The organism is Romboutsia hominis (genome assembly GCF_900002575.1).
GTDB classification, from domain to species: domain Bacteria; phylum Bacillota; class Clostridia; order Peptostreptococcales; family Peptostreptococcaceae; genus Romboutsia_C; species Romboutsia_C hominis.
This window is the reverse complement of sequence record NZ_LN650648.1, coordinates 2,184,746-2,198,457: the sequence shown is the minus strand read 5'-3', so window position 1 is coordinate 2,198,457 and position 13,712 is coordinate 2,184,746. Positions and strand designations below refer to the sequence as shown.

The following is a 13,712-nucleotide window of genomic DNA, read 5'->3' as shown; positions in this document are numbered from 1 at the left end:
CCTCTTTTTATACATACTATTTTGTAAGGTAAAAGGGGAGGTTATAAATTTGAGAAGAACATATAGAAAAAATAATTTTAAAGAACTTAACAGACAAATAGTACTTATTGGGTTAATATTTATTGTATTTGTAGCACTTGGATCTTATCTAAATAAAATATGGCCAAGTTATCAAGATGAAATAATAAAAGATATTAGTTTTATAAGTGAGTACTATAATTCAAGAGAAGGAATAAAAGAAGCTATATTATCAAATTTAAAAATAGATTTAAGCTTTATGGCTTGTGTCGCTTTTTTTTCAGTCTTAGTAATAACTTTTCCAGTAGTGCTTATAATATTTATGCTAAAAGGTTTATCAATAGGCTATACTATAAATAGTATGATATTAGCACTAAATTTTGAATCAATAAAAATGATATTTGTTTTATTTATGAAAAATTTAGCTATTATACCTGGTACAGTTATATTAACGTTAGTGGCATTTGATTATGTAAAAAAAATATTATTAGAAATTAAGCACAAAAGAAAAGAAAATATGATATTTTTAGTAAAAAGATTTATATTAAATGTTATAATTATAATAAGTATTACAGTTATATTACAAGTTGTACTAAATACTATAAGTATAGGTATGATTAAGTTCCTAGTCAGATAAGGAGTTTGCTATGGAGGTTGTAGAGGAATACATAAAATATCTAAATAGTAAGAATCTATCTAAAAATACTATATCATCTTACTATATAGATATAAAAAGATATGTTGATTATTTAAAAGAAAAGATGATAAGTTTAGATAATGTTGTAGAAAATGATATTATAGGATATATAATAAGATTAGAACAGGAAAATATATCTGTAGCAACAGTATCTAGAATGATATCATCAATAAAATCTTTTCATGATTATTTATTTTTTTATGGTATAAGTAAAAATAATCCTGCAAGAAATATAAAAAAGCCTAAAATAGAGAAAAATAGTTTAGATATTTTAACAGAGGAAGAAATAAAAAGGCTTTTAGATTTTAAAAATTTAAATACACCTAAAGAAATAAGAGATAAGGCAATATTTGAAATATTGTATGGTACAGGTATAAAAGTATCAGAGCTTATAGATATGGATATAGATTCTGTAGAATTAGATTTAGACTATATATGCTGTGATAAAGGAAAAAATCCAAGAATAATACCTTTATCCAATACATCTAAGGAGTATTTAGAAAAATATATAAATGAATCAAGAACTGAATTGGCAAATGAAGATGAAAAAGCTTTATTTGTAAGTTCCTTAGGACAAAGGTTTACAAGACAAGGCTTATGGAAACTTATTAAAAAATATGCTAATTTAGCTAATATAGATAAAAACATAAATCCAAGTATGCTTAGGCATTCTTTTGCTATTCATCTTTTAAATGAAGGTGCTAATGTTGCTGTAGTAAGCAAAATATTAGGAAATAGCAATTTATCTAGTTTGCAATCATATTTAAATCACATAAATAAGAATATGAGAAGAGAAATAAAAGAAAAACATCCTAGGAAATAAACTACAAAAAAAGGAGGACATAATATGAATAGGGTTGTATGGATTGTAATTGATAGTGTAGGAATAGGAGCACTTCCAGACTCAAAAAAATTTGGAGATGAAGGTGTTAATACTTTAGGAAATATAATAAAAACACATAAGGATATAAAGATACCTAACTTATTAAAATTAGGGATAGGAAATATAGACGAAGTAGATTTTGTAGAAGGAGTAGATTCTCCTATAGGTTGTTTTGGAAAATGTGAAGAAATTTCTCAAGGAAAAGATACTACAACAGGACATTGGGAGATGACAGGTGTTTTAGTTGAAACTCCATTTAAAACATTTGAAAATGGGTTCCCAAAAGAAATAATAGATGAATTTGAAAAAAGAACAGGAAGAAAAGTTGTAGGAAATAAGCCAGCATCAGGAACTGCTATATTAGATGAATATGGAGAACATCAAATGAAAACAGGAGATGTAATAGTATATACATCAGCAGATAGTGTATTCCAAATAGCAGCGCATGAAGAAATAATACCACTTGATGAATTATACAAAATGTGTGAAATAGCTAGGGAAATAATGATGGGAGACAATGCAGTAGCTAGAATTATAGCTAGACCATATATAGGAAAAGGAAAAGGTGAGTTCGTAAGAACTTCTAACAGAAGAGACTACTCATTAAATCCTTTTGAAAAAACGGTATTAGATAATATAAAAGAAGCTGGACTAGATGTAATTGGCGTTGGTAAAATAGAAGACATATTTAATGGACAAGGTATAACGGAAGCTATACACACTAAAGATAATATGGATGGAGTAGACCAAACTATAAATTACATTAATAAAGAAAATAAAGGATTAATATTTACTAATTTAGTTGATTTTGATTCAAAATATGGACATAGAAGAAATGTAAAAGGATATAAAGAAGCTATAGAGGAATTCGATGCTAGAATTCCAGAAATAATAGATGCTTTAAAGGAAGATGATATACTTATAATAAATGCTGATCATGGTAATGATCCAACTTACAAAGGTACGGATCATACTAGAGAGTATATACCTGTATTAATTTATGGAAAAAATATCAAGAGTGGTGTAAACTTAGGTATAAGAAAAAGTTTTGCAGATATAGGTGCTACAGTAGCAGATATATTAGATACAAAAATGACTAAAAATGGAACTAGTTTTAAATCACAAATACTTAAATAGTCAAGGAGGAGACATATGTTTAACAAAGTACAAGAAAGTGCAAAATTTATAAATGAAAAAATAAATATAACACCTAAGATAGGACTTATATTAGGTTCTGGATTAGGAGTATTAGCTGATGAAATAGAAAATCCAGTAAAGATAAAATATAATGAAATACCTAATTTCCCTGTATCTACTGTTGAAGGACATGCAGGATGCCTTGTAATAGGTAAATTAGAAGGCAAAGATGTAGTTGCTATGCAAGGGAGATTCCACTACTATGAAGGATATACTCAACAAGAAATAACATTCCCAGTTAGAGTTATGAAAGCTTTAGGAGTTGAAACTATAGTAGTTACAAATGCAGCTGGAGGAGCAAATGTAGACTTTAAACCAGGTGATTTAATGATAATAAAAGATCATATAAACTTAAGTGGAAGTACACCTTTAATGGGTAAAAATGATGAAAGATTTGGACCAAGATTCCCAGATATGTCTACAGCTTATTCACCAAAATATATAGAATTAGTTAGAGAGTGTGCTAAGAAGCTAGATATAAAAGTACAAGAAGGTGTATATGCATTCTTTAGTGGACCAACATATGAGACACCTGCAGAAGTTAAAATGGCAAGAATACTAGGAGCTGATGCTGTTGGTATGTCTACTGCACCAGAAGTAATAGTTGCTAGCCATTCATCTATGGATGTTATAGGAATATCTTGTATAACTAACATGGCAGCAGGAATACTTGATCAACCTCTTAACCATGAAGAAGTAATAGAAACTACTCAAAAAGTAAAAGCTGAATTCTTAAGTTTAGTTAAATTAGTAGTTAAAAGTATATAATAAATATATAAGCTTAATACTAAACTTAGTATTAAGCTTATATATTTAAATAATAGATTATATATAAAGTTTGTTAAGGAGAGATAAAATGAGAATATATGATATAATCAGAAAAAAAAGAGATGGGCATGAATTACCTAAAGAAGAAATAAACTTTTTCGTAGAAAAATATTCAAAAAATGAAATACCTGATTACCAAGCATCAGCTCTTTTAATGGCAATATATATAAACAAAATGAATAAACAAGAAACAGTATATCTTACAGAAGCTATGATGAATTCAGGAGATGTTATAGACCTATCAGCTATAAAAGGAATAAAAGTTGATAAGCATAGTACAGGAGGAGTAGGAGATAAAACTACAATAGCTTTAGCTCCATTAGTGGCATCATGTGGTGCTCCTGTAGCTAAAATGTCAGGAAGAGGATTAGGACACACTGGAGGGACTTTAGATAAGTTAGAAGCTATACCAGGATTTTCAATAGAAATGGATGCAGAGAAATTTATAAATTCTGTAAATGAAAAAAATATAGCAGTTTGTGGTCAAACAGCTACAATAGCAGTTGCTGATAAAAAAATGTATGCTCTAAGAGATGTAACTGCTACAGTTGATAATATATCTTTAATAGCTGCTAGTATAATGTGTAAAAAATTAGCATCAGGTTCAAATGCTATATTACTTGATGTTAAAACTGGTGATGGAGCATTTATGAAAACACTAGATGATTCATTTGAACTAGCAAAAGCTATGGTTGATATTGGTTGTGGAATGGGTAGAGAAACAATAGGTATGATAACTAATATGGATGAGCCTTTAGGATTTGCTGTAGGTAACTCATTAGAGGTAATAGAAGCTATAGAAACTTTAAAAGGAAATGGACCTAAGGATTTTGTAATGCTATGTGAAACATTAGGGGCATATATGTTAGTATTAGCAAAAGTTTGTGAAAGTTTCGAAGAAGGTAAGAAAATGATACAAGACGCTATATCTTCAGGACGTGCACTAGAAAAACTAAAAGAGTTTATAGAAAATCAAGGCGGAGATAAGAGGGTAGTTGACGATTATGATTTACTTCCTAAATCTAAAAATATAGTACCTATAAAATCACCAAAAAGTGGTTATATAAGTAAGATAGAAGCAGAAGAAATAGGGGTATCTGCTATGATTTTAGGTGCTGGTAGAGAAACTAAAGAAGATGAACTTGATTTATCAGCAGGTATAGTACTTCAAAAGAAAGTAGGAGACTATGTAAATGAAGGCGATGTATTAGCTTACATGCATTATAATAAAGAAGAAAAATTTGAACAAGCAAAAGAAAGATTTATAAATGCTTATGAAATAGTAGATGATAAAACACAACCTAAAAAGTTAATATATGGTGTTGTAACTAAAGATGAAATAAAAAAATTTTAATATTATGATTATAAAAAGCTTAACGTGTAAAAAATAACGTTAAGCTTTTTATAATTATAAAAAAATTTTGAAGCTATTAATTTTTATAATTAATTTGATAAATTACTAATAAATGAACGTTAGATAAGTCAAATATAAAAAAGCAATGAATTTAGAAAAGAAATTTATTCGACAATTTTATTGAAAATTTTTATTCTTAGATTTATAATATAAAAGATATAAATATATATAAGGAGTAGAAAATACTATGTACTTGAGAAATAATAAACTTAAGATAGCATTAATTTCCTTGGTAGTATTATTGGGATTAATAGGGAGTTTTGTGTTCATACAAATAGGACCATACAATAAAAAAAATAAAAAAGATATAGTAGTAGAAATACCTAAAGGTGCTACTATAAATACAATGACAGATATATTATACGAAAAAAAATTAATAAAGAATAAGACATTATTCAAAGTTGTAGCAAAAGTAAGTAATGAAATTCCAAACATAAAGTCTGGAAAATATTTGCTTAATCAAACCTATTCTAATAATGATATAATTGACATATTATCATCTGGAAAAACATATCAAGATGGTATAAAAGTAACTATACCAGAAGGATCAACTTCTAATGAAGTAATTGATAAATTAGTATCTAAAAAACTGGGCAATAAAGAAACGTATGAAAAACTAATCAAAAATCCAAAGGAATTTTATAGTGATTTTCCATATTTAAAAGAAAAAGATATAACTACACTAGAAGGTTTCTTATATCCTCAGACTTATTACTTTGAAGAAGGTACAAGTGAAAAAGAGGTTTTGGATAAAATGTTAGCTGAATTTGGTAAAATGTATACTGAAAAGTTACAAAAAAGACAAAAAGAGTTAAAAATGACTCTTCAAGAGGTCGTAAATCTGAGCTCTATTGTTGAAAAAGAAGCTGTTAGAGATGAAGATAGACCTATGATAGCAAGTGTATTTTACAATAGATTAGATATAGGTATGAGACTTCAGTCTGATGCAACTATACAGTATATATTCCCAGAAAGAAAAAAAATAGTAACATATAATGATTTAAAGATAGATTCTCCGTATAATAGTTATAAAAATGTGGGACTACCTCCGACACCAATAGCTAATCCTAGTATAAAATCTATAGAAGCAGTATTATATCCAAAAGATACAGATTATTTATACTTTGTAGCTACTATGGATGGAGGAAATAACTATAGCAAAACTTACGAAGAACATCTTAAGTTTGAGAAGGAATATAAAGAACAAAGGGATAAATTAAGCAAAGAAAAAGCAAGTGCAGAGAATAAATAAAATTTAAAATATGGGGATTATGCTTTGAGATATTCAAAGTGTAATCCTATATTAATGTTTCTGCTATTTAAGGAGTGAATTTAATGAGCAATATAGTAAATGAATTAGTACAAGATTACATAAGAAATACATTAAAAGATAAAGAAGGACTTTTAAAAGAACTAGAAGATTATGCACATGAAAATAATGTACCTATAATACACAAAGAAGTATCAGAACTTTTAAAAGTTTTACTAAAAATGAAAAAACCAAAGAGAATACTAGAAGTTGGTTGTGCTATAGGATACTCATCTATACTATTTGCATCTACTCTAGGTGAAGATGTGGAGATAATAACAGTAGAGAGAAATGAAAAAATGATAGAAAAGGCTAAAGAAAATATAAAATTAGCTGGATTTGAAAATAATATAACGATATTAGAAGGCGATGCAGAAGAAAAATTAAAAGAAGTTCAAGGAGAGTTTGACATAATATTTTTAGATGCAGCTAAAGGACAATATCAATTATTTTATGATATGGTTATAGATAAATTAAAAGTAGATGGACTTTTAATATCAGATAATATATTATATCAAGGAATGGTTGCACATGATAGTTTCGTTATAAGACGTAAAAAGACTATAGTAAAAAGAATGAGAAGTTACTTAGATTATATATCAAACTGTGACTATTTAACTACATCTTTAATACCTATAGCAGATGGAGTAGCACTTAGCTACAAACAAAGCGAGAGGGGTGATTTAAATGCATAATGTAGAATTATTGGCGCCAGCTAGAAGCTTAGAAGAATTAAAGTTAAATATAACAAATGGTGCAGATGCTATATATATAGGAAGTGAAGCTTTTGGTCTTAACTCTATAGATAAGGAGTTTTTAAAGGATGAATTAATAGAAGGTATAAACTTTGCACATAAACATAATAAAAAGGTTTATGCATCTGTTAATATAGTTCCTCATAGTAAGGACTTTTCAGATATAGAAACATACCTAAAAGAACTTGAATTTGTAGGAATAGATGCTATCATAATAGCAGAGCCTGGTATGCTTGTAGTAGCTAAAAAGGCTGTACCAAATATGGATATACATTTAGCAGAACAAGCTAATGTTACAAATTACGTAACAGCTAAATTTTGGCATGAGCAAGGTATAAAAAGAATAACATTATCAAGAGAATTATCTTGTGATGAGCTAGGTCAAATAAGGCTAAATACACCTATAGAATTAGATTTAGAAGCATATGTACATGGAGTAATGGCTATATCTTATTCAGGAAGGCCTCTTATAAGCAATTATATAAAAGGAAAAGATTCAGATAGTGAAGTAAATAAAAAAACATACAGTCTAGTTGAAGAGAAAAGACCAGGAGAATATTTCCCGGTTTATGAAGATGAGAGAGGAACATTCATATTTAATTCTAAAGATTTATGTATGATAAAAGATTTACCGGCTATGATAAAGTCAGGAATAAATAGTCTTAAAATAGAAGGTAAGATGAAAGACGCTAATTATATATCTAAAGTTGTTAAAGCTTATAGATTTGCTTTAGATAAGTTTTATGAAGACCCAAATAATTGGGAGTTTAATCCAAGTTGGATCGAAGAAATAAAGTTAAATAATAGAGAGTTTACATCTGGATTCTATTTAGAGAATCCAAATGATCAAGAATAAACGCTAATCTTTTTTGTAAGGAGAGTACTACATCATGAAAAAAACTAAGAGACCTTTAATAATAGGAATAACAGGAGGAACTGGTTCTGGTAAGAGTACAGTTTGTAAAGCTATAATGGATAATATACCAGATGAAAATATAGCTACATTAGAGCAAGATGCTTACTACAAAGACCAAACACATTTAAGTTTTGAAGATAGACTAAAAACTAATTATGACCATCCACTTGCTTTTGATAATAAGCTTTTAATACAACATATAGAAGAATTATGTAATGGAAAAAGCATAGAAAAGCCTATATATGACTATGAACTTCATACTAGAAAACATGACGAAACTGTTACAATAACTCCAAAGGATATAATAATAGTAGAAGGTATAATGATACTTGAAGATGAAGAGTTAAGAAATAAATTAGATATAAAAATATATGTTGATACTGAAGATGATATAAGAATACTTAGAAGAATACAAAGAGATATAAAAGAAAGAGGTAGAACTGTAGATTCTGTTATAGATCAGTATCTGACTACAGTAAAGCCAGCTCATGATCAATTTATAGAACCATATAAAAAGTATGCTGATATAATAATGCCAGAAGGTGGACAAAACGAAGTAGCTATAGATATAGTTATAAGTAAAATAAGAACACAATTAGATTAATTAGAATAAAGAGTATTAACCCCTTAGAAATTGTCAAAAATGACAAGTATCTAAGGGGTGATTTTATGTCAAGGAAAAAATATAATTTACCAAAAACTATGGTTGGTAGAGGAAAAACAACAGTTTTAATATTTGTATTAGTATATTTATTTTTAATATATAGACTAGCAGATATACAAATATTAAAATCTGATGAATATAAACAAAGACAAGAAAATCAAAGTACTGAAAAAATAGATTTAAATACTGGTAGAGGTGTAATCTATGATAGAAATAATCAACCTTTAACTGATAAGAAGAAAGAAACTGTATTAATAGTACAAAAAGAAAAATTTATAAATGATTCTAGCATAAGAAACTTAGTAAAAGAAGTAAGTAATTTAAGTGATAAAGAGATATATAAAGAAATAGAAGAGCAAACAGAGTCATCAATATTTGAAATACAAGTAAATAATATAAGTAAAAAAATGGAAGAAAAGTTACTAGAAAAAAATATAATAGTATCTAAAAGAAGTATAAGATATGACGAAGATAGCCTTTTATCCCACACTATAGGATATATAAATAAAAAAGATAAGATAGGACAATATGGAATAGAGAGAAGTATGGATGAAGTGCTTAATGCATCAAATGAAGAATATATATCTGTATTTAAAGTAGGTGAAGCAGGTAGAAAAGAAGGTTTAGATGTACTAAAAGGAAGTATAAAAACAGTAACAAAAGATGATAAAGATAAGCATATAAAATTAACAATAGATAAAAATATTCAAAAAATAGTTGAAAAAGTAGTAGATAAAGAAGCTAACCCTACAGCTGTTATAATATCAGATGTAGAAAGTGGTGAAATACTATCTATGAGTTCTAGGCCAAACTTTGATCAAAATGATATAGGTAAGTATATAAGTGATACAGAAAAATCTAAGGGTGAACTTAGAAATAGGGTAATACAAAATACTTATGCACCAGGTTCTGTATTTAAAATAGTAACTTTATATGCAGCTCTTGATACTAAAATTATAGATGAGAACTATACATATAATTGCACAGGAAATACAAAAATAGGAAAAAATAAAGAAATATTAAATTGCCATAATAAAGAGGGACATGGTATACAAAGTTTAACCGAAGCTTTTGCTAATTCATGTAATACTGCATTTTTTGATATTGCAAATAAAGTAGGAAAAAGCAAAATAATAGAGTATGCTAAAAAACTCCATTTAGATAAAAAGGTAGATATAGGGTTAGAAGAGGAAGTAAATAGAGAAATACCAAAAGACATATCTATAAGAAATTTAGCTATAGGTCAAGGAAGTATGGAATTTACACCGATACAAATAAATCAAATGACACAAATAATTGCTAATAATGGAACATATAAGCCATTATATATATATGATAGCATTGTAGATAATAATAAGGGTATCTTAAAAAATTTTAATCAATCTAAAGAAGATGAAATAATATCACCATATACATTGACTATAGTAAAAGACATGATGAAAAAAGTATCTTTATCAGGCACGGGAGAAGCACTTAAAGACTTAGAAGGCGGGTGTGGCGTTAAAACAGGTACAGCCCAAACCAATATAGATGGTATTTCAGTAAATAATGGATGGATAACTGGATTTTATCCGAGTGACACACCAAAATATACTATAACAGTAATAGTAGAAGGAACTAAAGAAGAAAGCAAATCAGCATTACCAATCTTCAAGGAAATATGCAAAAATTTAAAATATAAATAAAATAAAATATTATATAAAACAAGCAATTTAGACAGGCCAGATTCATATAATTTAAAATGAAGCATCTCAAAGAGGGGGTGGCCTGTTGACAACTTTTAAATCATTTGAAAAACCATTAACCCCTGAAGAAGAAGTTATTTATTTAACTAAATTTAAAAAAGACAAAGATGAACATGCAAAGGAAGTTTTAATAGAGAGAAACATGAGATTAGTAGCCCATATAGCAAAAAAGTATAATAATGCCAATGAAGAGCAAGATGACCTTATTTCTATAGGTACTATAGGACTTATAAAGGCTATAGAAACCTATAATGTTGACAAAGGAACTAGGCTAGCAACTTATGCATCTAAATGTATAGAAAATGAAATACTTATGAGTATAAGAACAAATAAGAAAAATAAGGTTCAAGTATCTCTTCAAGATCCTATAGGCACGGACAAAGAAGGCAATGAGATTAGTCTTATAGATGTTTTGGGAACTGATATAGATTATATATTAGACCAAGTAGAACTTAAGGTTCAAATAGGTAAGTTATATGAACAACTAGATAAGATATTGACTAAAAGAGAAAAAGAAATTGTTCTTTTAAGGTATGGGTTAACCACTTGTGGATATAAAACACAACGAGAAATTGCTCAAAAACTTGATATATCTAGATCTTATGTATCAAGAATAGAAAAAAGAGCACTAAAAAAACTTAGAAAAGAATTAAAATCAGAAAAAAGCCTTATATAGGCTTTTTTTGTTTTAAAAATATATATAATACTTAGAGTATTTATTACATAAAACTGTAATTTATAACAAATAATTTATAGTGAAATTGTTCAAAAACTGACAAAAAAACTATTTATAATATGTTAATATTACTTATATAGAAGATAGAAGAAGGATTATGAATGTACAAGTTGAAAACAAAAATATAAATGCATAATAGATAAAATTATAGTAAGGGGAATCAAAAAAAGGGGGATGGTGAAAATATGAAATCTTTATATATTTATAAAGAAATTTTTGAAATTGTTAGTTTATCTATAGCTATTTCTATTCCTTTTATATTATTAGTACTTTACAAAATATTAAATTGTAAATCTTTAATGTATATATTATGTATATATTTACTAGAAATTTTGATGTTAGTAACTGGAAATTATTACTTTGGAGTTACTATGTTAAACTTAGGAAAAATAAGTATCATAATCAATAAAAAGACTAATCTAAGAATCAAAAATAGATATATATTAACTATGATAGGGATATATTTATTTATTGTAATAAGTCTATGTATAAAGAATAAATTTTATATGTTAACATACACTTTGCTAAACTTATTAATTGTACAAGCACTACTTATTAGTAATATGGAAAATATAATGAAAATGCTTAAAGATTATAAATTGAAGGTTAAATATAATCAAAGTATGACACAATCTCTAATAGATAAAATAAATCTAGAATTTGAGACCCAAAAAAAAATTAAAGATAGTATGGCTGAAGTAAATACAGAATTAAATAAATCAATTGAAGAATCTCAAAATATAGTTTTTTTATTAAATAGAGATGGAGAATATCTCTATGGAAATGAAGAATTTGAGAAATTTATATGTAAAGATAAAAGTAATTTAAGTGATTTAGATATATTAGAAGAAATAAAATCAAAGTTTATAGATTTTCCAGAAGATTTAAATGAAATTGAAAATTTGGATACCATAATAAATGGATATGATGAAAAGATATATAGACTTGCATCTAAGAGAGAAATATTAAAAAATAAATATAGAAATATATGTATTCTAACTGATATAACAGAAAGCGTCCTAATAAGAAATAAATTAGAAGAGAGTGAACAAAGATTTAAAAAATTAATAGACATATTAAATGACGGAATAATAATACATAATTCTAGCAGTATAAAATATATAAATAATAAAGCTATAGAATTGTTTGATATAAAGGATTATGATGAATCTAGGGGAGTTTTACAAAATATACAAGAAAAGGTATTAAGTAAAAGTGTAAATAAATTTATAGAACAAGTAAACATGGTTCAGTCTGGAAAAAAAGACAAGGTAAGTATGAAGATAAAGACAAAAAATAAGAAAGTTATAGAAGTAATAACAACAAGTATTATATTAAGAGGAAATAAGAATTTGTTAACTATAGCCATAGATATAACTAACATAGAAAATACTATCTCGGAAATTGAGCAAAGAGAAAAAACTTATAAGGTATTGTTGCAAACACTTCCACAAGGTATAGCAATAATAGAAAAAAATGGACATAATCATATATATAGAAATAAGGTATTAATAGAAATATTAAAAGAAATAGGAACTGAAAACCTAAATAAGATAGTTAAAAGCTACTTAAATCAATTAGAATATGGTAAATTTAAAAGATTTCAAGTTCCTTCAAATAAAATTAAAGAGATAGAAATTGCTATAATTGATATTGGCAATAGTTATTTGATAATATTGAGAACTTTAGACAATGAATATAAAATAAAGAAAATGGAAGAAATATTAAGTGAAATAAATAATAAGTATAGATTTAACGTTGAGTTCTTAGCTAATGTATCTAAAGACATAAAAAAACCTGTAACAACTATATTTGAAACTAATAAACTTATATACAATTATGAAAAAGAAAATAATAAGGGAGATAATGGATGTACAAAACTTATAAAACAAAATTGTTATAGGCTAATGCGATTATTAGATAATATTTTAGAAATAGGACATTTTGAAAATGGAACCTATAAAATGGAATATAAGAAGTATGATATAGTAAACTTGCTTAAGGATATAGTTAATAAATCTAAGCTATATACAAGTGAAAATGGAGTAAATATAGAATTTAAATCTAATATAGATAGTAAATATATGATACTAGATAAGAAAAAAATAGAGAAAGCTGTATTAAATCTTATATCAAATTCTATAAAATATACTGCAAAAGGCGGAGAAATAGTAGTCAAGTTTAGGCAAGATGGAGATTTAGTATATATATCAGTCAAGGATACTGGAATAGGAATACCAAAAGATAAAATAGGTATTATATTTGAGAACTTCGAACAGGTAGATAGAACCCTTACAAGAGGTGCAGAGGGAACTGGTATAGGTTTATCATTAGTAAATAAATTAGTAAAAGCACATGGAGGAGACATTAAGGTAAACAGCGAGGTAAATGTGGGGAGTGAATTTACCATTATTTTAAAAGATAATATAAAAAATAGTGAAAATATAGATGTGGGAGTAAGTGTTAGTGATAACGAAAAAATCGATATAGAATTTTCAGATATATATTTTAATTGTAGTAGCTAAGTTAATTATATTAAAGGGGATTGAG

Annotated in this window: 12 protein-coding genes; all 12 read left to right on the top strand. The window is 26.8% G+C overall.

Translation table 11 applies throughout. The features are described from left to right. Positions 1-49: 49 nt before the first annotated feature. The 12 genes from FRIFI_RS10735 (at position 50) to FRIFI_RS10680 (ending at position 13,687) form a co-directional block, all read left to right on the top strand. Positions 50-655 (top strand): hypothetical protein, encoded by a 606-nt coding sequence (locus FRIFI_RS10735; RefSeq protein ID WP_166505839.1) that lies wholly within the window; start codon positions 50-52, stop codon positions 653-655. A 10-nt stretch (positions 656-665) separates the two neighbouring features. Continuing rightward, the gene (locus FRIFI_RS10730) at positions 666-1,538 is read left to right on the top strand and encodes a tyrosine-type recombinase/integrase (RefSeq protein WP_092924476.1); all 873 of its coding nucleotides are present in this window, start codon (positions 666-668) and stop codon (positions 1,536-1,538) included. Positions 1,539-1,562: 24 nt separating this feature from the next. Then, on the top strand, positions 1,563-2,735 hold the full coding sequence (locus tag FRIFI_RS10725) for a phosphopentomutase (protein ID WP_092924478.1): 1,173 nt from the start codon (positions 1,563-1,565) through the stop codon (positions 2,733-2,735). Between the two features lie 15 nt (positions 2,736-2,750). After that, a complete protein-coding gene (locus tag FRIFI_RS10720; protein ID WP_092924480.1) occupies positions 2,751-3,563 on the top strand; it encodes a purine-nucleoside phosphorylase in 813 nt (270 codons plus the stop codon). Positions 3,564-3,651: 88 nt separating this feature from the next. Continuing rightward, positions 3,652-4,977 (top strand): pyrimidine-nucleoside phosphorylase, encoded by a 1,326-nt coding sequence (locus tag FRIFI_RS10715; RefSeq protein ID WP_166505838.1) that lies wholly within the window; start codon positions 3,652-3,654, stop codon positions 4,975-4,977. Between the two features lie 247 nt (positions 4,978-5,224). Further along, positions 5,225-6,289, top strand: a complete 1,065-nt coding sequence (mltG, locus tag FRIFI_RS10710; RefSeq protein ID WP_092924484.1) for an endolytic transglycosylase MltG — start codon at positions 5,225-5,227, stop codon at positions 6,287-6,289. A gap of 83 nt (positions 6,290-6,372) precedes the next feature. Then, on the top strand, positions 6,373-7,041 hold the full coding sequence (locus tag FRIFI_RS10705; RefSeq protein WP_092924486.1) for an O-methyltransferase: 669 nt from the start codon (positions 6,373-6,375) through the stop codon (positions 7,039-7,041). Further along, positions 7,034-7,957, top strand: coding sequence for a peptidase U32 family protein (locus FRIFI_RS10700; protein WP_092924488.1), 924 nt, complete (start codon positions 7,034-7,036; stop codon positions 7,955-7,957). Before FRIFI_RS10705 ends, FRIFI_RS10700 begins: the two co-directional genes overlap by 8 nt. Positions 7,958-7,991: 34 nt before the next feature. After that, positions 7,992-8,621, top strand: coding sequence for a uridine kinase (udk, locus tag FRIFI_RS10695; RefSeq protein ID WP_092924490.1), 630 nt, complete (start codon positions 7,992-7,994; stop codon positions 8,619-8,621). 65 nt (positions 8,622-8,686) lie between these two features. Next, positions 8,687-10,366 carry a peptidoglycan D,D-transpeptidase FtsI family protein gene (locus FRIFI_RS10690; RefSeq protein ID WP_166505837.1) on the top strand — a complete coding sequence of 560 codons (1,680 nt, stop codon included), beginning with the start codon at positions 8,687-8,689 and terminating at the stop codon, positions 10,364-10,366. Positions 10,367-10,451: 85 nt separating this feature from the next. Then, entirely contained in the window at positions 10,452-11,102 is a 651-nt protein-coding gene (sigK, locus tag FRIFI_RS10685; RefSeq protein ID WP_166505836.1) for an RNA polymerase sporulation sigma factor SigK, read from the top strand. A gap of 245 nt (positions 11,103-11,347) precedes the next feature. Beyond that, positions 11,348-13,687, top strand: a complete 2,340-nt coding sequence (locus FRIFI_RS10680; RefSeq protein ID WP_092924496.1) for a PAS domain-containing sensor histidine kinase — start codon at positions 11,348-11,350, stop codon at positions 13,685-13,687. The last annotated feature ends 25 nt before the right edge of the window (positions 13,688-13,712 follow it).

Coding starts and splice junctions, on each gene's coding strand:
- FRIFI_RS10730 (WP_092924476.1), top strand. CDS start 666: ATGGAGGTTGTAGAGGAATACATAAAATATCTAAATAGTAAGAATCTA.
- FRIFI_RS10720 (WP_092924480.1), top strand. CDS start 2,751: ATGTTTAACAAAGTACAAGAAAGTGCAAAATTTATAAATGAAAAAATA.
- FRIFI_RS10680 (WP_092924496.1), top strand. CDS start 11,348: ATGAAATCTTTATATATTTATAAAGAAATTTTTGAAATTGTTAGTTTA.
- FRIFI_RS10705 (WP_092924486.1), top strand. CDS start 6,373: ATGAGCAATATAGTAAATGAATTAGTACAAGATTACATAAGAAATACA.
- FRIFI_RS10700 (WP_092924488.1), top strand. CDS start 7,034: ATGCATAATGTAGAATTATTGGCGCCAGCTAGAAGCTTAGAAGAATTA.
- FRIFI_RS10690 (WP_166505837.1), top strand. CDS start 8,687: ATGTCAAGGAAAAAATATAATTTACCAAAAACTATGGTTGGTAGAGGA.
- FRIFI_RS10715 (WP_166505838.1), top strand. CDS start 3,652: ATGAGAATATATGATATAATCAGAAAAAAAAGAGATGGGCATGAATTA.
- FRIFI_RS10725 (WP_092924478.1), top strand. CDS start 1,563: ATGAATAGGGTTGTATGGATTGTAATTGATAGTGTAGGAATAGGAGCA.
- mltG (WP_092924484.1), top strand. CDS start 5,225: ATGTACTTGAGAAATAATAAACTTAAGATAGCATTAATTTCCTTGGTA.
- udk (WP_092924490.1), top strand. CDS start 7,992: ATGAAAAAAACTAAGAGACCTTTAATAATAGGAATAACAGGAGGAACT.